Below are 23,530 nucleotides of genomic sequence, written 5' to 3' on the forward strand. Positions count from 1 at the left end.
CTATTAGTGAGAGGAATATATTGCCCTAATGATTGTTCACTCAACTGCTGACTCCATTGACTACCTTCACTTTGCCATTTTATTAGGCCATCAAGGTACTCAGGTTCAGCGTTATCGATTTCATTTTGTTCAAAGTCAGTATCAATAACACTAATAGGAACAGCTGTTGATATATTGCTTTGTCTAACCAGCTCAAGATCATCATGGTAATTCATAATCTCTTTAGCGCGCGTTAGTTGCTTATTAATATTCAAACGATTTTGGCTAATTAAATCAAAATATTGCCAATCCATTAGCTCACTGAACTTCGCAGGTATCAATGTCTCAACCGCCAGCCTTTCTTTACTGAGCTTGTCTGCTGAACTCGCCGTCATTTTTCCTGCACTAATGTAGTTGAGCAATTCATCACCCAAGCCACGATACCAAGTGACAGGCCAATCCTGATAAAAGCTGATTGAATGTGGCAGTAAAATATCTGGATCTACCCATAACATTCCCATTAGCTCGCTTTGGCTGGTTTTATCCGGCATTTGTTGCCACAAGTGAGCAAGAATATTACTGCTAGAAAAGCTCAACATCACAATGCGCTCTTCATTTAACGCGAGCAACGTTTTATCCAGCGCACCAACAAATGATGAATAAGAAGGTTGTGCTATATCACTACTAAAACCATTACCAAAACGCTCGATAACGTGCACTCGATGTGTTTTAGCAATTAATGGTTGCAATAATGCAAACCACGCACTGTCACTATGATAATTTTTATTAAACCCTGACAGTAAAATAACGGCGGGACCGGTATGTTCTAATCCCATGCTACGTACATGAACTAATTCTTCTTGCTGTGATTGCTCAACACGATATACGCTTGAAAAACTATCTAACTGTTTGTCACTGACTGAATCAAAAAAATCAATCACTTCAATCGAAGTATCAAAATCGCTGAACTGCCATGAATGTTGTCCTGACTGTATAGCGACCAGTTTATTAATATTGGTGTCATTCTGGTATACGTGTTCTCGAATACCCTCTTGCTCAACGATTTCTTTCTCTGTATCAATACCATTCTGCTTAGCAATCAAATCGATTGCTAGTTCACTTCCGATAAGTCCAAAATTACTATGTACTAAACCTTGATATGGCAGCGTTTTGTCAGCCGTTCCATGAACCATCATGTAATTAGTGGAATGTTGAACCTGGCACGATAATGATAATTGCTCTGACATAGGTGAAGCAACAGAAACGAGGCCTTTAAACTGTAGGTTACTGTTACACATTAAATTTTGCGTAAACAAGCCACCTTGAGAATAACCAACGGCATATAATTCTTCGTTAATAATATTAAATTTTTGTTTCACATCAGTGACAACATCTTCGACAAAAGCCAGATCATTAATACCCAAGCGATGTGGTTTATTACAGTCACAACCTTCGTTCCATTCTTCAACTTTTGATTGCGGATATACAACAATATAATCTTTGGAAAATGTTGCTAACTTGGTCATTGCCTGCATACCCTTAGCACTACCACCTGAACCATGAAATGCTAACAGTAGTTTATAGGCTTTATTTGGCTCTATCCCCTCATTAGGCGGTGATAAGTAATAATCTCGCCCATTAATCGATGATTTAACGACCCCATTATTATCAGTTGGTGGTAAAGGGTCATTATCATTATTATTGTTGGTTCCATTACAGCCAATCATTATAAAGCTAATGAAAATTATACTGAGTGGTAATACAAATTTAGATTGCATTGTTTTTCTCCTCGTTAATGTTGCCCATAGCTAACCATTGAAGAAAAAACAACAACACATAAGTTGCTTATGTTTTTATTACTTTTATGTTATGTTTAAAAATATATCGTTATTTCAAGATGATAGAGAATGAAGGTTAGAATTGCTGACGTTATCTTTGACGCTAAACAACGTACACTTTCACACGTAAATGGCAGCCGAAAATTAGAACCAAAGGTGTTTACTTTACTCACTACGTTATTAGATGCACCTGGTGAGATAGTTACCCGAGATCAATTAATCGCTCTTGTGTGGAATAATCGCGTAGTAGGTGATGGTGCGATCAATCGTACGGTTTCATTATTAAGAAATCATTTTTTAGCGCTCACCACAGAAAGTGTTATTGAAACGGTACCAACTCAGGGTTATCGTCTAGTCGCTCAAACCGAACTAATTGAAAACACAAGGTACAACAGCATTAATAATGCTATCAGCGATGACCGCCAGCCATCTGAAAAAAATCAGATAAACAAAACGTTACTACCATCAACATTAGTGATAACTATTCTTGCTAGTATAATAATCGCGTTATTAAGCTGGTTTTTCTATCCTAAATATCAACAACAAAGCGCTTTGGTTACCACCTTGCTCAACGACCCTTTAATAGGTTTAAAAGGGTGGGAATATGATATCTCTACAACAGCCACCGGTAATAAAATTCTCTTTCATCACCAAGCGGAAGATGACCCTCAACAGGTTTATATATACGATACCAATACTCATAAAAAGCAAGCAATTCTTAACAATGCACGGGCGGCAATAAACGCTAAAGGTGATGCCGTTCTTTTTGCTCAAAAAAATGAGCTGACATGCTCATTTAATATTTTTAATGTAGAAAATCAGAAAGTTGAACACCTTTTTAACTGTGATGACGTACCCAGTAAATTGGCATGGAAAGACAGCTCGCACTTTTATTTTAATAAACGATTAAGTAAATCTCATCCTTATCAAATTTTTAATTACGATATAGCAACACATAGGTTAATGCAGGTTAGTAATCCAAAAAGTAACAACAATCTAAAAGGTGATTTTAATTTTGCTCATAATCCTGATACTCAACAATTGGCAATACTAAGATATTTAAATGAAAATCAAACTGAATTAATTGTGCATCACACTGATTCATCAGAAGAAAAACACACGATCAATAAACGAATAACAAGCTTAGCTTGGTCGCCGCAAACTAACAGCATCATTCTGGCAGATAGATCAACGCTTTATCATTACTTACTCGATACTCAAGAACTTAACGTAATCAAACAGCTCGAAATCGACATAAATTCATTAGCTGTTGCTACTATAGATCAAAATCACTATTTATTACTCAGCAGTAAACAAGTCACTAGCGACATAATGCGCTACAACATTGATGATAACACTCAACACATTTGGCAACAAAGTGCCGGAGTAGAGTTGCTACCAAGAAGCGCAAACGGTAATGAGTTAATATTATCAACACGTTACAAAAACCACCATTTTTGGCAAATAGAAAACAACGAACCAACATTGCTCGATATTGAACTTCCCTTTGAGTTGCAGTTTACTCGCTACGAGTTATCGCCTGATGGCGACAATATTTTATTAACTAATTTAGGCGCTAGCTATGAAATAGACCTTAATAAAAAATCAATAAGCCAATTATTTACCAAGCAACACAATAGCTATGTCAGCAATTATTACGCAAATCAAACAGACAAGATTATTTATAGCAGTAATAAGTCAGGCCAGTGGCAACTATGGCTATTTGATCGTATTAATAAAGAGCATCGGCAAATGACACACAGTGGTGGTTATAGTGGCCGTGTTTTAAATAATACACTCTACTTCAGTAAATATTCTCTCGATGGCTTGTGGTCAAAAAGTATTGATAGCCAAGAAGAACAACTGCTGATCAAAGATTTTAGTTTATTAAATTGGTTAAACTGGCAACTCATTGACAATGATATTTATTTTTATCGTGCAAACTCTGGTATCTGGCAATACTCAATCACCAGCAAACAAGAGACATTATTAATGGCACTACCCGATAACTTTGTTCACCAATACACTGTTATCCCTGATGAAAAGAAGATTTTGTGGGTGAAGCTAAGACCCGTAGAAGGCGACATTTACCAGTACCAACTAACAACTGCCCCGACAAACTAAAACTTAACGAGAAAAGCCTAACGTTTACTCATTATCTTCTGCCATAAATGAATTCTATCTATTTTTATTTTAATGGCGGGTATTGCTTAGTATTACTGCTTAGCCCTCGCGTTAATAATATTATTCACAGCCTCACTAAAGTTGCGACTTACTTTTAATTTCACCTCATCCCCCAAGTCTAGTAGGCTTTCATTATTCTTGAGGGTTTGAATACTTTTTACACAGTTAATGTTAACTAACGTGGATTTATGAATGCGTTGAAACATATTGCTGTCTAATTCATTCTCAAGCTTTTTCATGGTAATGCGTACAATAAAATTTTCCTGAGAGGTATGAATACACATGTAATCACCAGCAGCGTCTATCCACCGAATATTCTTTACAGGCACAAACACTTTTTCGTTTTTATCATTTTTAATCACTAACTCTTGTCGATAATGATAAGGCAATTTCTGATTACCAGCTTCAAGCCACTCTTCTAGCTCTGTAATTTGTAAACCTGAACTTTCACCTAGCGCCTTTAATAGTCTAAATTTCTCTAGATCACGCTGTTGCGGCGTAAGGCGCTCACGAATTCGTTCTACTGTTTTTTTCAGCCTACCTACATTGGCAGGCTTTAAAATGTAATCAATCGCATTTAGTTCAAAAGCATCAAGCGCATACTCACTGTAAGCACTTACAAACACTACAAGTGGCATAATATCGGCTTGTATAAGTTGTACAACTTCTAATCCATTAATGCCTGGAAGCTTCAAGTCAATAAACAGTACGTCAGGTTGGCAACGTTGACACAGCTTTATCGCTTCATCCCCATCGGTTGCCTCACCAATGACGTTGATATCTTCAATCGCTTCTAAACGTAATTTCAACCCTTCTATCGCCAAGGGCTCATCATCAACGATGACTGCAGTAATTTTCTTATTCGTCATTTACAGTTACTTTTTGAAAGGGCATGACAATTTTTACACTCGTCCCTGCAGAGCTTTGTTTAATTGAAATTTGGCTTTCTTCATTAAACATTGTCGCTAATCGCTCTTTTGTATTCGGTAAACCGATACCAAAGCCAGGGGTTGCTTCACGCGTATCACCACAACCTTGATCTTCAACACTGACAATAAGTTTGTCATCTGCTGCTTTTGCTTTAATGGTAATTATGCCATGTTTTTTCTGACTTTCTATTCCATACTTTATCGCGTTCTCCACAATCGGTTGCAAAAATAAAGCGGGTACTCTGGCACAGTTTGCACCGTTATCAACATCAAAAATCACGCTTAAGCGCTCACCAAAGCGTACTTTTTCAATCGAAAGATATAATGCCAATAATTCAACCTCTTTTACTAAAGTACTTTCTACTTGCGTTTTTTGATCAAGAGAGTACCGAAAGAAAGTGCAAAGTTTATCTAACATTTCACCTGCGGTATCGTTATCTTTTTTGTATATCAACGTAGAAATAGCATTCATGGTATTAAACATAAAATGCGGGTTTAGCTGATAGCGTAACATTTGTAATTGTGACTCTTTTGCTGAGGTTTGTGCGCGTAACAACATTTCATGCTCTTTTTGTAGCTTATTGTTGTACAGCATAATGAAAAATATTGCCGTCCAAATAAACATCGTAGAAAGTGAAAATAAAAACCAGCCACCAAATTCAAGCATATTCCATTTTTCATACCACACTTGGTGGTATACCACCGTTTTATAAGAAGCGAGTTTTATCACGTTATAAATAATGCCTAGTAACGCTGCCGTGCCAAAACTAATGGTTAGGGTTTTCTTTAAAGGAAGATGTACTGTTCTTTGGATAACAAGCCAGGAGACATAACTCAGTACGAAACCACTGAGAATTTCGATACCTAAGTTTAATATCTGCCCTGATAAATTAAAGTGCGGATCATCAAATTGCGGCCGAATAATAGCGATAAAAACCACAATAGCATAGCCTATCCAACCGCTAAGCTGTAACATCCAAAACTGCTGATTTTGTTTTGAAAACCCTTGAGGTTCAATTTGTAGAGTCGCATCTTGCATGACTGTTTGCATAAGGTACCTAGCGCTACTTTTTACTTAGTGTGTAATTAAAGGCTATCAATAATCAAGCTTTTCATTCACATAATGGCATGACGGCGTTATAAGAACACTGTTATTAACATAAGTTATACCAATTCGCTGTACACAGAAGATATTTTTAAACAACTTTATACATTTAGACATATCTTTTAACACTTTTCCTCAGGTAGCTTTTGCAACAGTCAGTAATTTTCGCCAAACTATTGTGGCAGTGTTTATCGGTTTAAAACCTATATACACATGACTTATTCCACAAGGACAATAACAATGAATAACAATATAATCGCTTTTCTTGCAGGTAGTATTATGCTCCCTTTAGCAACATCGGCGTTAGCAGATGATGGTTACCAAATACCTTCAAAGCCAATTGCTTCAATCGTTGATGCTAAGCTAGCGCCTAGTACAAGGTTGTCTCCTGATAAGCAATGGATGGCATTTTTTGAAAGACAACGAATCGCTTCTTTGGAAGAGCTAGCCAAACCAGAATTAAAATTGGCCGGTATTAAACTAAATCCTGATAACTTCTCACGCGCTCGCCCTCGCTCAAAGTATCTGTCTATAGCATTTCAGCATTTAAAAACCGATAAAAAAATATCAATAGACAACCTGCCTAAGGGTAGAATTTTATCACCGTCATGGTCACCGAATAGCGAACACCTTGCTTTTTTTATTGAACAAGCGAAAGAAGCAAACTTATTTATTTACTCAATAAATACTGACACCTTACAAAAAGTAGATAACTTAGCGTTAAACTCAGTGATCACCTCGAGACCATACCGTTGGTTACCTGATAGCTCAGCTATTATCGCCAATAAAGCGATCAACATTAATGTTGATGCGCCTCAAGACAGTGCTGCTAGCGCAATCCCTATTGTGTCTCAAACCACAGGAGAAAAAGCGCCAGCCCGGACTTACCAAAATTTATTGGCAACACCGCATGACAAAGCACTGTTTAAATATTATGGGTTAGGGCAGTTAGTCAAAGTCTCACTAAAAGGTGATATGACTAAGGTAGGTAAACCGGCCTTAATTCGAGGGTTTAGAGCATCGCCTGATGCGAAGCATTTACTTGTTGGACATATTCAGCAACCGTTTTCTTATTTAGTACCTTATTCACGCTTCGCGACTTCTTGGCAAGTTATTGACACTAACGGTATGTTAATTAAAGAAATTGTTCGCCAACCGCTTGCTGAAAATATTCCTCAAGGCTTTGATAGTGTTCGCACTGGTAAACGCTCGCTTTCATGGCGTGATGATAAACCAGCAACCTTAGTATGGGCTGAAGCACAAGACAAAGGCTCAATGAAAGCAGATGTTGAATTTCATGACTTCATCTATACTCAAGCAGCACCATTTACTGAAAGCCCTGCTTTATTTGCAAAATTAGATCGCCGATACAGCGGTATTACTTGGGGTAATGATAAAATAGCTATGCTTTCTGATTGGCGTTTCAGTGATCGTAAAGTACGTACATTCATCGTGAACCCAAATAATGCCGATAAAGATCGCATTACCTTTGAAGATCGTTCTTATAATGACGCTTATAATGACCCAGGTAACGTAGTTCAAAAACAAAACGCCTTTGGTAGATACACTTTGTCTATTCAAGATAGCCGTTATTTATTTCTTACTGGTATTGGCGCTTCAGAGCAAGGTAACATTCCTTTTCTAGATAGATACGATATCAATACCCAGAAAAAAGAACGTTTATGGCACAGTGAAGCACCTTATTATGAACGTGTTCGTGGTGTATTGGACGACGCTGGCACAAAGCTGATCACCATCAGAGAGTCTAAAACTGAGCAGCCTAACTTCTTTATTCGCGATCTAACGAAACAATCTATTACGCAATTTTCTGGTTTTCCGCACCCCTACCCGACTTTTACCAATGTCAAAAAAGAACTCGTTAAATATACCCGCGACGATGGTGTTGAACTTAGTGGTACGTTATACCTTCCACCGGGTTATAAAAAATCTGACGGTACATTACCTGTTTTAATGTGGGCATATCCTCTTGAATATAAAGATAAAAGTGTAGCGTCACAAGTACGAGAATCTCCCTACGAATTTACCTACATTGGTTATTGGGGCCCAATGCCTTATTTAGCAAAAGGTATCGCCATATTTGACGATCCGAAAATGCCGATTGTTGGTATAGAGGGCAAAGAACCAAACGATACGTTCCGTAAGCAGTTGGTTTCAAGTGCAAAAGCTGCAGTTGATGTATTAGTTAAAAAAGGCGTTGCAGACAAAAATAACATTGCCATTGCAGGTCACTCATATGGTGCATTTATGGTCGCTAACTTATTAGCCCACAGCGATTTATTTAAAACAGGCATTGCACGCAGTGGCGCATACAACCGTTCACTCACACCGTTTGGTTTCCAAGGTGAAGAACGTAATTTCTGGGAAGGACAACATGTTTACGCCACGATGTCGCCGTTTTTTCATGCTGAAAAAATTAACGAACCTATGCTCATGATCCACGGAAAAGAAGATCCAAACTCAGGTACTTTCCCGATGCAATCTGAACGTATGTACAATGCGTTAAAAGGTTTAGGTAAGGATGCTAGATTAGTGATGTTGCCATATGAAGGACACGGCTACAGAGCACGTGAAAGTATTTTACATGTACTTTGGGAGCAGGAACGCTGGTTAGAAAACTATCTGATCGCCAAGTAGCAACTAAAACCTACGTTGATTTTCTTCAACGTAGGTTTATATTGAAAAAGCATGTAATAACACCATCGACTTTATTAAATTTTAAAATCTCGACTACGATTGACAGTTCATGCTGTTATATAAATTAAGTATGGTTTTCGTTAAAAATCATTGGTAAGTAAAAGTTAACTATAAACTAAGAATGCTTTCCATCCAGCTAATTGAAGATGAGGCAATTTTTTGATTAAACTTTCCAACATCTGTGACTTCTCTCCGAGTAAACTTCATTAAATCAGAGCTGTTAATAAACTTTAGCATGGAATGATCTGTGCGTTCAAAAGTCAGCTCTTGCCCTGTCACACCTTCATTTTGGTTGAGGAGTGAAACAATATTTTTAGCCCATTTACCATCAATCGCCTGAATATCATACATTCCGTGTAACATTAATCCATGTGATTTAGATTTTTGCCAAAGAGCAGCAAAGTTAAAGCGGTTGATACTGCGAAAAAAGTTATAATGGCGATTCATAATAAGCTCTTCGTTAATAGCAATCAATTCTGCATCTATAACTCGTTTGGCAACTTTACTCGCGATTACTTCTTGCCAAGAAAGATCTGAGTCTAGCCATTTTGTCAAAAAAGGAGATATTAGTTTAACATTTTTTTTAGCCTGCTCTTTAGTTACCCCCCAATACAAGACTGATTGCTTTTCATAAATATCATGTAAGTATTCTATCCAAGGTTTAAAGACGCCTCCATATCCAATCACTCCTTTCGCTAAACCTTGTTCTGCAATAATGGCGGAATGCAATACGCCTAACGAGTGACCAAACACAAATACATTTTTCGCGCTAACTCCGTTCTTTGTCTTTAAGTGCGATAACCCTGCTAAGAAAGCTTTATTTTCAGTAACGAAGTCATATAACTGACAGTCCAGTTGGCCTTCACTATCACCTACCCCAGGTTTTTCCATTTTCATCACAGTAAACCCTGATTGGGAAAATTGACCAAGCAATTGATTTAAGCTCATATCTGGCAACATGCCATAATCAATAGAGCTACATGTATAACCTTGTATAAATAAAACTGCAGCACCATCTTGCCTTGGCTTTTCTGGTAAATATGTGATTGTACGGATAGTTTCATGTTGCCAAGAAAATTCTCCATAATTAACTTGATAGCCTTTGCCTTTCTCCTTTGGTTTTCCTTGAGCCTTTGCCTCTAGTATTAAAGAGGATGTATCACGTGAAATTGAGAGCGTTATTGTATCGCCTTCATAAATTTTCCCAAGCTCAGTAAGCAAATTTGAAAAGTCACTTATAACATTACCATTAATACTTATTAATTTATCACCCACTCTTAGTCCCAACGCATGTGCTGTTCCTTGAGGATGGAGTTGATGAACAACAACTTCTCCAGATTGTGTACTTTCAGGTACAAAACCTAAAAAGCTTGTTCTTTTCAAGATATTTTCCGCTAGTGTAAATTGGCTAAATACAATAAAGAATAATAACCATAACTTCATATTTAAGTTCCCAATGTAAGTTAATAAGTGGCTTCCTCTTGAGCATATTTTTATTTAAAGTAATATCCGTTACGACTTACCATTATCCTAAATTAGGTTGTTCGCTTTGTGACTGGTGATATAAATTGTTCGCATAATATGACTCTAATTTAAGCAATAACTTCTCTAACCTTAAGTTATCAATCGGCTTTAATAAGTAATCCTCTACTTCCGCGTTGTAGCCATCAATTGCAAACTCACTGTGAGCAGACATGATGACCCATTTACACATCACTGTATATTTTAATTCTTTGATCAGTGATATTCCGTTACCACCAATAATATTAACGTCAACAAAACAAACATTGGGTTGGCGCTCTAAAAAGAGTGATTTAGCGTCATCGTAAACTGCCGCTTGACCGATAACTTGCCAGCCAAACCTGTGTTCGATGACTCGGCGTATTCTCTCTCTTGCATGAGGTTCATCATCAATAATAAGACAAGTTATCATTTACCTCTCCCACTTTAGCTTAACTTATATATAGAACTTTACCTTCAATTAGTGACAATTCGCGGTTTAATGGGTAAATGAATCTATATAAGGGTGGCATTTAACATTTTCGGGGATGAAACTTATTAGCGCTAATCACAAAAAGTTTGTTGCGTATAGCAAGCACTTAAGATAAAGGTCTATGAAAAAGAAAAGGTCTGTGAATACAACACAGACCTTTTAACTCGTTCGTTTAATATTTATTAAACAATTATGAGCTTTGCTTAAAACTCAGCATTAACACTAAAACGCACATAGCGTGGTCTTTGGAAATCAGTTGGTAAACCGTAAGTTGGGTTAGGTTCGCCACGATAGCCACCGAATTCATAATCTGTGTAACCGTAACGTTCATTAGATTCATTTAACTGGGTTGCTTTGTCATTATTAGTGACATTAAAAATATCAGCACGGAATGTAACTTTGTTATCATCAAAATACATGTCATAACTTGCTGATAAATCTAAACTCCAGGTATTAGGCGTACGACCTTGTGAACCACGAGAAACTAACTGTCCATCTTTAACGAATGACTCATCTTGGTACTGTGATGCAAAAGCATCCGTTGGATGAAAACCAAACGAATTTAATGGGCGGCCTTGAGACCAATTAAAGTTAAAACCAACGTTTAGATCTTCAATGACATTATAAGCACCGGTCATTTTAACCACATGTCGTCTATCGTTGGGTAAATTACCACTTGCACCGTCTACTAAGCCTGGTTGGTCGTAGTTAGTTGTTAAGCCAGAGTCGTCTTGGTCATTATCTGAACGAACAAAACCTTCATTATTACCCCAAGAATGAGACCACGTATAAGTAAAGCTATACATCCATTTATCGTCCCACGCGCGATTTAAAGTAAAATCAACCGCAGCATATTGGCGTTCGGCCTTCGGATAACCGAGCACATCTGAAGGAATCGTAAAAGTTTCTTCGCTATAAAAGCTACCACTGCCATCAGGATCTGTTGTAATCGTTACATCATTTCCTGGATTGGTTAATACATAATATCCAAAACCTGCACAACGAGTACAACCCGGCCCATCAGGATCTTGAGCAAGTAGAAAATCGTTAAACCCTTTATCAATGGCTATATCTTCTAATGAACTAGCTAAATCGCGATATGTCCCTTTAATACCAAAGCTCCATGAGTCGTCAATCACACGTTGATAACCCAATATAAATTCATTTTGATACATAGGATCTAAATCGGCATTGACTGTTTCCGCGGTATTCATCAAATTACCATCACTAAATGTAGTGACAGGCCCACCAGAACCTTCAACTAAGTTAGGCGTAAAGTCAGCATTAACGCTTTCTACTTCAAAGTATTGGCGAACATAGAGTTCATCTCCAGCTAAACGTACGTTAGTATTGGTAGCAACGGGTAAATAGTACTGTCCATAGTTTGCGAACAGTTTACTGTTGCCATCACCCTCGACATCCCAACTAATACCTACACGCGGTGCCCACTGATTAGTAACATCAACAAACTTAAGGCCTGCTTTGTTATAGTTTTCAAATGACTCATTACGCAAACCTATGGTTGCCACTAAGTCATCATTAATTTGCCACTTATCTTCGATATAAAAGGCAGCTGATTTTGTTTCAAAATCACCGACATTGACGTAAAACTCTCTTCGTACATCTGTACAGTCTAGCTGCCCTTGCGAAAGCAAATCGGTATCACACCCTTCATAACGCCAGGCAACACCGCCAGCTCTTTGAGTATTCTCTTCGGCTTCCATATTTTCATAGTCAATACCAAAGCGCAGTGTATGATCATCATGAATATACCAATCAAAGTCTAAACGGTAAGCTGTACGTTTGTCTTTTTGTACTGAAGGATTGAATAAACCGTATGAGCCAAATTCACGACCACTATAACGTTCATAAATGGCAGGCTTATCCCCTAATGGGCTATCACCAGCATTTAAGTTTGAATAGCTTGCTTCATTGATTGAATATTGCGCAGTTACGGTAAAATCATCCGATAAAATACCGGTGTATTTTAAACCCCAGGTTTTTCCACCGCGTTCTAAAATATAATCGCCATACCATTCACCGGTAGTATCCGTATCTGGGTTATATAAATTCTTAGTACTTTCTAAGTCAGAACTATTATCCCAGCCAGTAAACTCAACAATATGGTCATCGGTGATATACCAATCTAACTTCAAGGCGTAAAGCGTGTCGTTCGCTTCGCGATCATAAATAGAACCACTAGTGGCATAATCAGAATCTCTTCTTTCTTGATTAATTAAGCCAAAGAAGAAAAGTTTATCTTTAATAATTGCACCACTCGCCCATAAATTAACGTTTGTCGAGCCAATGTTATCCTTCTTATTAACAATATAGTATTCTGAGCCAACAGCCTCAATGTCGTCGGGGTCAGTTCGAAACACGTCCGGTTGAGTTTCCCGTAAACTAGCGGGTTCATAGAAGGCACTAGCTCCAAATTTAAATTCATTGCTACCAGATTTGGTTACCGCATTTACCACACCACCAGTAGAACGGCCAAATTCGGCTGAATATCCGCCCGTTTTTACTTCAAATGATTCATACATTTCAAATGGCAGTTCAGAACCGCCTAAACCATTACGGAAGTTCGTTGTATTAATACCATTAACGTAATACACGTTTTCACCAACAGATGAACCACCAAATGATGCTAAGTTACCAAAATCATCATCACCTGAAATAGTTCCTGGTGCTAATAATGCAACAGAAGTGACATCACGCGCGACAGGCACTTTATTTAAATATTCAATATCTACTATCAGTTGAGATTCACTGGATGCCACATCAATTGCTGATACCGCAGCGCCAGATACAGTGATTTTTTCGATATCACCGCTTTCTAGCGTAAGGTTGACCGTTCTTGAGCCTGCTGCCGCAACGCGTAAATTATCTTGCTGTAACACTATAAAACCATCTTTTTTCGCTTCTAAACTATACGTTCCGGAAGGCAAAAGTGGAAAACGGTAGTTCCCCTGACTATCAGTTGTGACGGTACGTGTAAGGCCTGTTGTTAAGTTTTTAATCGTTACCGTTACGTTCGATAAAACATTACCCGCTTGGTTTAATGATGTACCCCGAATACTGCCTTCATTTGCCATTGCTGGCATTGTCACTCCAAGTGACATCGCAACAGCTAATGCTGTAATAGAGCGATTAAACGACTTTGAAATAATATATTTCATTTAGAACTCCCTTGACTGTTATTCTATTTTTATAAAAGCAGTACAAAACTGCCACACTCAAAGGTAACAACTGTGACTATCCTTAAGTGTAGAAAGGGATAAAAGCGTAAATCGGCGTGATAAAGTTTATTTATGTAACCTTAAATGGCTATCGACATTAAAAGTTCATCATTGTACTTTTTTGATTAACAATAGAAAAATAACGAGGTGTATAGCAATTCTCTATTACGAAACCTTCAATAAAAAAACACCTAACGTTGTTTTTGTCATCAATTATGTGTAATTCATACCAACAGAAGAGATATTATTTTTTTATCACATTATTATGTTAACAGATTAAGTAATTAGGTAGGCCTCATGATTAGTTGTATTGTTGTTGATGATGAAGAAATGGCGCTTGAGCGTTTAACCAGAGAGATTGAAAAACGTCCAGGTTGGCAAGTCCTTAGTCGTTGCAGCGAATATGAGGAAGCAAAACAAGCATTAATAGAGCACGAACCTGATGTTTGTTTTATGGATATCAATATCATTGCTGGTAGCGGTATGGAGCTCGCAAAAGCATTATCTAGTCTTATTGCTACCCAATGGATATTTTCAACCGCTTACTCTGAATACGCAGTGGATGCATTCGATATTAATGCCTTTGGTTACCTTCTTAAACCCTATGAAAATGACAAATTAAAGCGATTAATGCATAAGTTTGAAAATCACCTTAGTAGCGATACAAAACAAGACGTCCATTCAAGTAAATTGGCGATTAAGTCGATTGGAGAAGTAAAAATAGTCGATGTGAACGACATTATATGGATTAAAGGCGCATCTAATTACCTCGAACTCTATTTTGCCGACCGCATGCTATTGCATCGAGAAACATTAACAAGCATTCAAAAAAAGCTCTCTAAAAAAAATTTTTTCCGAGTTCATCGCTCAGCTATCGTCAATATCGATTATATAAGTAAAGTAGACAGCGAGCTTGGTCGGTATTCCAGTTTGATCATGAAGAATGGCGATGAAGTAAAAATTAGTAGTAACTTTAAACATGAATTATTTAAAGCACTAGGAATACACTAATGACTTTAAATAACGTCGAATATTTATATCGTAATTATAGTAAAACTCAGCTGTATTGGATTTTTCAAGCGTGCGGTTGGTTTGTCTATTCAACCACTTTCATTTGGGACAACGTTTTTTTTAATCATGAAGATTTTACCGGTACATTAGATACGGCAATTACTTTTACCTTGTTTGGCTTTACCGGTTTTTTACTTTCTCTGGTACTCAGAGCAATCTATCAAAAGTTAGAACAAAAAAATTTCTTTGCATTTCTAACAATCGCTTTTATTTCATGTAACGTGTTAGCATTACTTTGGACCGTTAGTAAAAAATTATATATTTGGTACTTTTTATATCCAGATGTGTACACGAAGTGGATTAATAATGACATCCCTTTTAGTGCAATTTTTCTCTATTACTCGAGCTCATTACTAGTATTCTTAGTTTGGTCTGCATTTTATAGTGGTGTCAATTTCCATATTAAATCCATTGAACAAAACAAACGGATATTGAAAATCCAAGCAGATCATGACAAAGCAAAATTAGAACTACTTAGGTATCAACTCAATCCTCATTTTTTGTTTAATTCACTTAATGCAGCTTCCAACCTTGCAATGAGAGGGGACGGTGAAAAAACTAGTGATATGTTGGCCAAACTAGCCACGTTTTTACGATTTTCTTTAGATAATTCACCAACCGATCGTGTTACTTTGCAACAAGATCTCAGTGTCATGGAAAAATACTTAGAAATTGAAAGCATAAGGTTTGGCGATCGTTTAAAAGTCGTTTGGCAGGTTGATCCAAACAGCCGGCAAACTCTAGTACCAAACTTTTTAATTCAACCGTTAATAGAAAATGTTATCAAACACGCATTAAACACCTCAAAAAGCCAATCGGTATTAACGATAACAGCACAGCTCAACAACAGTCATTTATACTTATCGGTAAGTGACAATGGCCCATTAACCTCTTTAGATGCTATACACTCTAGTAAAGGCATAGGCCTATCCAACATAAAGCAACGTCTTGAATTATTTTACTGCCATGATTATCAACTCAATATGAACATTAATGAGCCTCATGGTTTAAACGTTGAAATAGTCATCCCTACAGACATAAAAAAACCATAGAAGCTAGTTCCTAACTTCTATGGTCAAGTAATCATCTTCCAGGGAATGGATATGATTTCAGATACCATAACCTATCCTTTGTTGAACGCGTGTCTTTTGTGACGAATGTAACAATCGCTTTTGTGAACGAATCAATATGAGCGTTACCTGTTACAATAAGGTTTCATCAAAAGTTCTCACAGTAATTACTACTAAGCTAACAGCCTATCTGACAGTTACCTAATATTGTTCGAGAATCAAACAATCAAATATCAGCCCTATTAGCCTCATTCTTTCACATTTACATCGCCTATTCTGCCAGAGTTTAACCCTCTGGTTTTTAACGAAGCAACTGTACCGTCTTCATTAAATTGAAATTATATTTGCATATTAGATTGGCCGTCGTCACTTTCGATTAAGAAAAGATTGTTTTCATATGGCCACAGTTTAAGCGGCTTATCCCAATAATTTGAAAACAAAAATAAACTGCCATTTTCTCGATAGATTTTTCGAAAACGCTGTTCATCAACAATATACTTTCCAATGTATTTATCAAGTTCTTCATCCGGTATGAATCGTTGTTTATAAACCAAGTAATCAATACCCAATGCCGTTAACGCATCGATACTCGCCTGGTGAGTTGGATGGTCTTTCAATGCTGATTGATAGTGTGTTACTGCTTGTTTTTTCATACCTTTTTGTAGCATCAAGTCTGCTAACATGACGTGAGTCTGATACCAATGAGGAAAGGCTTCAAGTGATAATTCAAGTGTTGAAATCGCTTCATCAACACGCCCACGTTGTACTAACTCCTGTGCGGTAGTATTGAGATTACGCCAACTTAAACGCCCAATATAATCAGGCATATAGCTTTTGATATCCTGCAGGATAGGCCTGACATATTGGTAGCCCTTCTTTATGATCAAACCCGTAATAGATTCCGGCAACAACGGCTGCTTGTTAGCTTTTACCTGTTCAAAACTATGCTTAATAGCCTGTTGTTCATGCGCAACTACATCTCCCTTACCTAAAAGCGAAAAATCTAAAAACTCCAAGACGTAACGACTCATATCAGCGTAAAAATCAATAATCGCTTTCTTATCGTCAGCTGAGAATTGATCAAACTGCATTCTTAACAGTAGTTGCTCTGAAGAAAAGTAATAATGAGTATTATGATCATAGCGTATCAGCCACTTATCAGCGAAAATGACTTGTTGATAAAAATCGGCAGGGTTTATCGATGGTTGATGCATGTTTTTACTGATCATTAACAGTTTAGCAGTAAGCTCAGACGGCTGGTAATATGAAGTGGTTTGCACATCTTCCAACCATCCTTGAGACATTATTGAGCTATCTAAAGAGACAACCGCATCAACGTCTTTATTTTTGTTAGCAAATATGAGATTTGACAGCCCACCTAAACTATAGCCAATTACCGCGACTTTTTTATTACGCGTAAATCGTTGAGAAAACTCCCACAGATAAGCTAAATCTAACGCTTGTACTTGTGCAGCATTCACTGACTGTTGCTGTAAACGCGTGAATTCACCTTTTGCAGCAACAGAAACAACAATATAACCATGACTTGCCAAGTATTCACACAACAAAGCATTATCATGCACTGATGAATTCATTGGAGGTGCATACAACACCACAGGAAAGTTATCTCCCGCAACTTCTATATTAAAATAACTTCTAGTGAGTTGTTGCCAAAACTTGATATATCCAGCCTTTGCTCTGTCAGGTAATGAGTTCAACAGGCTATTAATGTGTTGCTCTCGTTCACCTTTAGCTTGCCTAGCAAAGTCCACTTCTGAGGAAGTAAAAGCAGTGAAGTCTCGATATTTTAGCGGCTTTTTATCAGCAATACTTTTCCCTGGATACCACATCGCCACTTGCATTGGTCGACCAATGGGAGAAAAAGTTTCTTCGCCAAAATAGTCATATTTGGGTGCAAAAGAGCGACGTTTATCATATTCATGAAACAGCTTAAACCCTACTTTATATTGACCAAGTGGCAACGCCTGGTGAAATGAGGCAATTGAAATTTGGCTATAAAACAAAGCTATTGAAACAATTATTAACGGAAGAAACTTTTTATTATTCTGCATCACGGTGCCTGTGTATTTTTGTTCTCTATGTAATAGTCGCTGCCGATTGAAATAAAGTTCACTTGCAGAGTACTTTTGGTCACTTTATTGGTTGGTCAATGGACTTCCTCTTACAATCAAACTTCGTCTATTTAACTCGGCTACATAATCTTTTGAGTTTTTATACAGCTCATCTTCTCTAACAAAGTTAATATGAGCTTTGTTTCCCCAATAGATAATAAAGTCGGCAGTGTCTTTAAGCTTAGCTTCTCTAAACCCATTAAACGAAGAACCATCTCTGTTTTTTAAAGACGAAAATTGGTTAGCGGGAAGCTGGCCTATTGGTGACGCTTGCAGATCAACTATGGCTGGAAAAGCCCTGTTTTCCGTATACTGTTTTGCAAGTTTTGTTTTAGCAATTGAGCGGATGACATAAACCGACTCTGGGTACTTTTGCATCAACCGTGATGTAACACTGAGTTCCGCAATATCAAAGCCGTACTCACTTTTACGAACAATATTTTTCTTTGTCGTATGCAGGCCACCAGCAAGAAATAACACTTTCTTTCCTTGATCATAACCATATTTTTCAATCATTTTTGCCATATGAGCGGAACGTTCGTAAAATGGTTTCAATTGATTTTTGTTTTGAATTCGGCTCCAATCAACAGGAGTATCTCCTAATACAATGCGGTATTGATGTGACTTTGACTGTTGATTAATGTCTCTGATTTTCTTAAAAAATGCCAGATAAACTGGTGATTCCCAAAGTCTATTCGGTGAGATAATTGTATTTCTCAAAGCCTCGTAAACTGGAGTTATATCATTTGACTCGCCAGATAAATAACGATCAACCTGCTTTTGATATCGTTGGTTACCAAATTCAACGACAATTACTTGTACTGAATTCATCACTATTGGAGATGCTAATGATTTTAATAGGAGCTGATGCAACTCTTGATGCCTATGATTTTCACCAATGGCTACAACCCAGTGCGATTTAAACCCTGACACAATCGACTGAGTTAAAAGCTGTGATGGTTCTTTGGCGTGGGTTCTTTGTACGTTAGAACAGATAAAGATCACACAAATCAAAACGCCTATACAATATCGATTCATATTTTTTCGCCTTGAACTAAATAGCTGTATTGAGAACATTTAAAATAGCTCCTCACGAAGAAAACGGTAGTAAGTTGATAAAGTATTCTCCATGCTAACCTATCACATTAACCGCTTCATTGTGACATGTGGTACTAACGCCTCATTTATAGGTGTGAAAGTCACATACCGCGTGACAATTTCAAGCGTAACATTTCAATGTATGATTTTATGTTTGCAAAAGCTCGTCTGTCTCTATTTATCCATTACTTCAGATTAGTGTAAATATTGCGTTCTTATTTTTTTCGCTTCTTTAGGCTTGTTGTTTGCCGTTAATGCCTCAGCATAACTATCCCAACCATTTTTATAGTCAGGATAGACTTGCGTTAAAAAAGAAAACAATGCTTCGGCTTCCGCCAGCCGACCATGGGTCAGATATAAATAACCACTTTGATTCAATTGTACTGCACTTGGCAGATCCCACCGTTGAGCACTTTGTGCTGCACGAAACACTGCTAACGCATTGCTCATCTCTTTAGAGATGACTTGTTGTGTGAATTGTTTAAGTAAATTTTCATAAGGCAACGGCTCATCCATACCTAAAACTGCATTAGCAAGCTGATTATACAAAGCACTAACATAAGCGGGTTTTTCATTAGACAATATAACGACAATGAGCTCATGATTTAGATACGTCGAAACATTCGCAACAAATCCTTCATTAGAGCCACCATGGGTTATCGCTCGTCCATTAGCCCCTTTGTTACTCGGCCAGTTATATGAGTATTTAAATAAACCATGATTGTGCTCTATCATTTGCGCAAAACTTTTCTTTGACACTATTTCGCCCTTGATTAACGCTCGTTGCCACTGGTATAAATCAAAAACCGATGAATACATAGCACCATGGCCAATTGCATAGTTTTGCGGTGCAGACGGCAATATTACTAATTGGTCATTAAGCCGGTTGGTACCTTGCACTAACGACCTTAAATTTTGCCTTGAAATAACACCGGTATCAGATAAGGCTAAAGGCTTTGTAATTTTACTTTCAAGCACCTGAGCAAAGGGTTTCTGAGCCACCGCTTCAATAACAAGTGAAAGAAGTGCAAATCCAGCATTGGAATAACGTTTTGTTTTAGTTTGCGAGACAGATATATGCTTTAGTCGCTTTAACCTTTGTAAACTTGTCAAATCACGCGTTATATCTCGTTCAGCTAACGTTACAAAATCTCTTGGCAATCCACTTCTATGCTCTAGCAACTCTTGTATTGTTACGCTACCAACGGGATAATCTGAAAACTCTTTGATGTAACCACTGATCGGTTGGTTGAAATCAACAAGTCGCTTCTCTTTCAAAAGATACATTAGCGCTGTTGTAAATTGTTTTGCTATAGAGCCAATTTCAAACCTTGCCGACTGAGGTAATTTGGCGGAACTTACAAATGCAACAACTTGCTGATCAATTGCCACTAAGACATTTCCTTGAAACATGTCCTGTTCTATATAAGCATTGGTAATTTTTGTCAGTTTATCGTGCAGTTCACTAGCTTTAGTGGGTGAAACACTGCCAATAAGAAACAAAAAATAGTATTTCATTAAGCTCATTACTTTCCTTTTGTTATTTTTATATTATTTAGTAACTAAAGTTTCGTGAAAGGTTTAACGATGACTAAACTTAATGATTCATTTCGCAACAGGAATAAACCAGAACTTAGTTTAAACAAAGTTTTTTATACCTTTGAGTTGAGGCTAAATAAAGTGCGCTATATCGATATATCAGTTATTGTTACGACTCTGTAACCCAGTCAACTCAATTCTATTCTTACTACCAATGTTGCCACCCCAAGTTTGCTGCTCCTTTGAAAGAAAGACCAAGCCTATTGAAGTGACTAAAAGCATGCCATCAGGTACTCGATATACGGGCCATTTATTAGCGTTCTGAGCGCTTTTTCTACTATTAACATGGTTATATTTATTTAACCAATTTGAAAGTAACCCAGAATTATCTTCAAAAACGCACTTTGATCCTGTACAGGATATTTCGCCATTCATTTCTTTGCCATTAAACGTCCCTTTCAACTGCTGTTTTTCAAAAGGTTCAACACCTGATTTAAGGTAAGTGTTCGCACGAATAAGCTTAGCTAAAGCAAAGCCATTAGTTTCCATTTGAGAAACCCAGCTAGTGTTTGATAAAAAAGCGAGTGTTAGGTTTTGTTCGGGATATACAATTAAAAAAGAACGCGCTCCGAGTGTAACTCCTGCATGGTGATAGACTGTATGTCCATCAAAATCTTTTCCAACTCGCCATCCAAAACCGACATTATACATCTTATTTTTAGGTGAAACGTCGTGATAGTTTGGCTGAAACATAAGTGACTTTATTTCATCAGAAAAATAGTTACCATTAACAATTCTATCGGCCAACAGTGCTAAGTCTGTTGCTGTTGATGAAAGCCCTCCCCCAAGCGCAGTATACGTTTTATCATCAAAAGGTGTCGATGCAGGTTTTCCGCGTGTTAAAGTAAACAAATTTGAACGGTGCGGATCTCGTTTTGTTATATCTTCAACTATTGGTGTTACCCGACCAGACACTCGATTTATAAAGCCCTCAATACCATCAACTAAAGTAGTTCCGGTTACTTTTTCAAAAACAGCACCTAAAATTGTGTAACCAAAACTCGAATAATGGTACTGACTGCCTGGCTCAAACAGCAGATCTCTATTTTTTAATACCGCTAAACTTTCAGTCGCTGAAATATAATGTGTTTCCCAACAACAAGCATCTACCGCCTGGTAATGTGGTATGCCAGAGGTGTGTCTCATCAATTGCTCAATCGTTATTTTATGATATTTTTCAGGCAATTGAGGCAAGAGTGTTTTTAATGAGTCGGATTTTTTTATTAATTGTTGTTGTATTAAATCAGCAAACAAAGACGCTGCAACTAATTTTGAAACGCTTGCCAGTCGAAATCTTGTATTTGAATTTACAGGTCGTGATAACGCCTTATCCCAATACCCCGAATTAACGGAATAAACTACTTCACTATCTTTAATTGCCGCCATAGAAAACCCAGCTACGCCAGATAATGTTCGCAATTGTTCAAGAGACAAACCAACTGTGTGCTCTATCTTGTTGACAAAGCTAAAACTGGAACAAGAAAAACATACCGAAAATACCAAGACAAAAATAACAACAAACTTACTCATATCACTCTCCTATTTTTGTTTTAACGTATGCTAAAAAGGAGAATCTAACGAGTTAATAAACGTTAACTTAGGTAAATTTTAGTTAATTATTCTTGGAAGCGATTTGAACAAGCTCCCCCCAAATGGGGTGATCTGCATTTACTAGCATATCTTTAGTCAGCACTAGCTTTCCTGAGTTAAATAAAGACAATACAGCCTCAATCAGTTGCTCTTGTCCATTGAGTTCTTGAGTAACACGATCTATTTGTATTTGATAGCTTGATAAAATAGTTGCAGTTTTAGGTTCGAGAATGCGCGCATTAACAGTAGTGTTATCTTCCAACGCTAAAAACACTAACAATCCGATCCTGTGAGTTCTTGCTTGTTGAGGGATGCTTAATGCTTGATCAAACTCACTTAATACAATCTGAATATCATATTTTTGCGACTTCACTACCCTATCAGTTAACAATCTCCTAACTTTAACTAAACTATCCTTAGTTGCTTGATTATCAGTATAAAGCCAAAGAGCTAATCGATTATTTTGGCCTGTTTGTGTTTCAAGTTTTTTCTGCCAAATAAATACGCTAATAAAAATAGCGAAACAGGTAAAAAGTAAAATCAATCGTGGTGATAAGATGTTAATACCAACTTTTGGCACATCCATTTGCTCGGTATTGGGGCGATTTTCTAAAGAATCTGGAGCGCTATAATGAGTTATCAGTTTATAACCTTCTCCTCTGATTGATTTTATTTCAAAATTGCAAATTCCCTCTGCTTGTATAACTTTGCGTAACAGAAATACCCTTTGCTTAATAGTATCCGAACTAACACTCCTTGAGCCCCATACAGCTTCAAGTATCTCGTTCACACCAACGACTTGGTTAGCATTATCCCATAGTAATCTTAGCAATTTAAAATTTAATGGCTGCAATTCAACGGAAGTATCCTCGTAATGAATACGATAGGAAACGTGATCAAAACTAACCATAACCAAGATTAACCTTTATTAACTCTAATTAACTGGCGAGTTTACCAACTTTCATTATCGTTGTAATGTTTCAATTGA

General features: G+C 37.3%; 15 protein-coding genes. 4 read left to right on the plus strand and 11 right to left on the minus strand.

All coding sequences use genetic code 11. The features are described 5' to 3' along the window. Window positions 1-1,757 (minus strand): hypothetical protein (locus BI291_RS05715; protein ID WP_074496952.1); only part of this gene is annotated, 1,757 nt, incomplete at its 3' end. 129 nt (window positions 1,758-1,886) lie between these two features. Here BI291_RS05715 and BI291_RS05720 point away from each other — a divergent pair. Continuing rightward, a complete protein-coding gene (locus BI291_RS05720) occupies window positions 1,887-3,941 on the plus strand; it encodes a winged helix-turn-helix domain-containing protein (protein ID WP_074496955.1) in 2,055 nt (684 codons plus the stop codon). 92 nt (window positions 3,942-4,033) lie between these two features. Here BI291_RS05720 and BI291_RS05725 read toward each other — a convergent pair whose 3' ends face one another. Both BI291_RS05725 and BI291_RS05730 read right to left on the minus strand, forming a co-directional pair. After that, complete coding sequence (locus BI291_RS05725; RefSeq protein ID WP_074496958.1) at window positions 4,034-4,870, minus strand: LytTR family DNA-binding domain-containing protein; 837 nt, start codon at window positions 4,868-4,870, stop codon at window positions 4,034-4,036. Continuing rightward, complete coding sequence (locus BI291_RS05730; protein ID WP_254849530.1) at window positions 4,860-5,981, minus strand: sensor histidine kinase; 1,122 nt, start codon at window positions 5,979-5,981, stop codon at window positions 4,860-4,862. Before BI291_RS05730 ends, BI291_RS05725 begins: the two co-directional genes overlap by 11 nt. A gap of 294 nt (window positions 5,982-6,275) precedes the next feature. Between BI291_RS05730 and BI291_RS05735 the strand changes: the two genes are divergently transcribed. Further along, on the plus strand, window positions 6,276-8,690 hold the full coding sequence (locus BI291_RS05735) for a S9 family peptidase (protein WP_074496960.1): 2,415 nt from the start codon (window positions 6,276-6,278) through the stop codon (window positions 8,688-8,690). A 168-nt stretch (window positions 8,691-8,858) separates the two neighbouring features. Here the strand turns inward: BI291_RS05735 and BI291_RS05740 are convergent, their stop codons facing one another. From BI291_RS05740 to BI291_RS05750, 3 genes are all read right to left on the minus strand, one after another. Beyond that, on the minus strand, window positions 8,859-10,193 hold the full coding sequence (locus tag BI291_RS05740) for a PDZ domain-containing protein (RefSeq protein ID WP_074496963.1): 1,335 nt from the start codon (window positions 10,191-10,193) through the stop codon (window positions 8,859-8,861). A gap of 82 nt (window positions 10,194-10,275) precedes the next feature. Next, complete coding sequence (locus tag BI291_RS05745) at window positions 10,276-10,683, minus strand: LytTR family DNA-binding domain-containing protein (protein ID WP_074496965.1); 408 nt, start codon at window positions 10,681-10,683, stop codon at window positions 10,276-10,278. A gap of 263 nt (window positions 10,684-10,946) precedes the next feature. Beyond that, on the minus strand, window positions 10,947-13,922 hold the full coding sequence (locus BI291_RS05750) for a TonB-dependent receptor (protein ID WP_074496968.1): 2,976 nt from the start codon (window positions 13,920-13,922) through the stop codon (window positions 10,947-10,949). 357 nt (window positions 13,923-14,279) lie between these two features. Between BI291_RS05750 and BI291_RS05755 the strand changes: the two genes are divergently transcribed. After that, entirely contained in the window at window positions 14,280-14,993 is a 714-nt protein-coding gene (locus BI291_RS05755) for a LytTR family DNA-binding domain-containing protein (RefSeq protein WP_074496970.1), read from the plus strand. Further along, a complete protein-coding gene (locus BI291_RS05760) occupies window positions 14,993-16,105 on the plus strand; it encodes a sensor histidine kinase (protein ID WP_074496973.1) in 1,113 nt (370 codons plus the stop codon). Before BI291_RS05755 ends, BI291_RS05760 begins: the two co-directional genes overlap by 1 nt. A 356-nt stretch (window positions 16,106-16,461) precedes the next feature. Here the strand turns inward: BI291_RS05760 and BI291_RS05765 are convergent, their stop codons facing one another. The 5 genes from BI291_RS05765 to BI291_RS05785 form a co-directional block, all read right to left on the minus strand. Further along, window positions 16,462-18,195, minus strand: coding sequence for a hypothetical protein (locus BI291_RS05765; protein ID WP_074496976.1), 1,734 nt, complete (start codon window positions 18,193-18,195; stop codon window positions 16,462-16,464). 84 nt (window positions 18,196-18,279) lie between these two features. Further along, window positions 18,280-19,293, minus strand: a complete 1,014-nt coding sequence (locus BI291_RS05770) for a hypothetical protein (protein WP_074496979.1) — start codon at window positions 19,291-19,293, stop codon at window positions 18,280-18,282. Between the two features lie 255 nt (window positions 19,294-19,548). Continuing rightward, window positions 19,549-20,880, minus strand: a complete 1,332-nt coding sequence (locus BI291_RS05775; RefSeq protein ID WP_074496982.1) for a serine hydrolase domain-containing protein — start codon at window positions 20,878-20,880, stop codon at window positions 19,549-19,551. Window positions 20,881-21,051: 171 nt separating this feature from the next. Continuing rightward, window positions 21,052-22,482 (minus strand): serine hydrolase, encoded by a 1,431-nt coding sequence (locus tag BI291_RS05780; RefSeq protein WP_074496985.1) that lies wholly within the window; start codon window positions 22,480-22,482, stop codon window positions 21,052-21,054. An 82-nt stretch (window positions 22,483-22,564) separates the two neighbouring features. After that, the gene (locus BI291_RS05785; protein ID WP_074496988.1) at window positions 22,565-23,452 is read right to left on the minus strand and encodes a winged helix-turn-helix domain-containing protein; all 888 of its coding nucleotides are present in this window, start codon (window positions 23,450-23,452) and stop codon (window positions 22,565-22,567) included. Window positions 23,453-23,530 lie beyond the last annotated feature (78 nt).

The sequence above is a fragment of the Thalassotalea sp. PP2-459 genome, assembly GCF_001913705.1.
Taxonomy (GTDB): Bacteria; Pseudomonadota; Gammaproteobacteria; order Enterobacterales; family Alteromonadaceae; genus Thalassotalea_C; species Thalassotalea_C hakodatensis.

What these genes read in the sequence shown, in the direction of transcription:
- BI291_RS05765 (WP_074496976.1), bottom strand. Translation starts at nt 18,195, where the DNA reads ATGCAGAATAATAAAAAGTTTCTTCCGTTAATAATTGTTTCAATAGCT.
- BI291_RS05760 (WP_074496973.1), top strand. Translation starts at nt 14,993, where the DNA reads ATGACTTTAAATAACGTCGAATATTTATATCGTAATTATAGTAAAACT.
- BI291_RS05780 (WP_074496985.1), bottom strand. Translation starts at nt 22,482, where the DNA reads ATGAGTAAGTTTGTTGTTATTTTTGTCTTGGTATTTTCGGTATGTTTT.
- BI291_RS05770 (WP_074496979.1), bottom strand. Translation starts at nt 19,293, where the DNA reads ATGAATCGATATTGTATAGGCGTTTTGATTTGTGTGATCTTTATCTGT.
- BI291_RS05740 (WP_074496963.1), bottom strand. Translation starts at nt 10,193, where the DNA reads ATGAAGTTATGGTTATTATTCTTTATTGTATTTAGCCAATTTACACTA.
- BI291_RS05785 (WP_074496988.1), bottom strand. Translation starts at nt 23,452, where the DNA reads ATGGTTAGTTTTGATCACGTTTCCTATCGTATTCATTACGAGGATACT.
- BI291_RS05735 (WP_074496960.1), top strand. Translation starts at nt 6,276, where the DNA reads ATGAATAACAATATAATCGCTTTTCTTGCAGGTAGTATTATGCTCCCT.
- BI291_RS05730 (WP_254849530.1), bottom strand. Translation starts at nt 5,981, where the DNA reads ATGCAAACAGTCATGCAAGATGCGACTCTACAAATTGAACCTCAAGGG.
- BI291_RS05750 (WP_074496968.1), bottom strand. Translation starts at nt 13,922, where the DNA reads ATGAAATATATTATTTCAAAGTCGTTTAATCGCTCTATTACAGCATTA.
- BI291_RS05725 (WP_074496958.1), bottom strand. Translation starts at nt 4,870, where the DNA reads ATGACGAATAAGAAAATTACTGCAGTCATCGTTGATGATGAGCCCTTG.
- BI291_RS05720 (WP_074496955.1), top strand. Translation starts at nt 1,887, where the DNA reads ATGAAGGTTAGAATTGCTGACGTTATCTTTGACGCTAAACAACGTACA.
- BI291_RS05775 (WP_074496982.1), bottom strand. Translation starts at nt 20,880, where the DNA reads ATGAGCTTAATGAAATACTATTTTTTGTTTCTTATTGGCAGTGTTTCA.
- BI291_RS05745 (WP_074496965.1), bottom strand. Translation starts at nt 10,683, where the DNA reads ATGATAACTTGTCTTATTATTGATGATGAACCTCATGCAAGAGAGAGA.
- BI291_RS05755 (WP_074496970.1), top strand. Translation starts at nt 14,280, where the DNA reads ATGATTAGTTGTATTGTTGTTGATGATGAAGAAATGGCGCTTGAGCGT.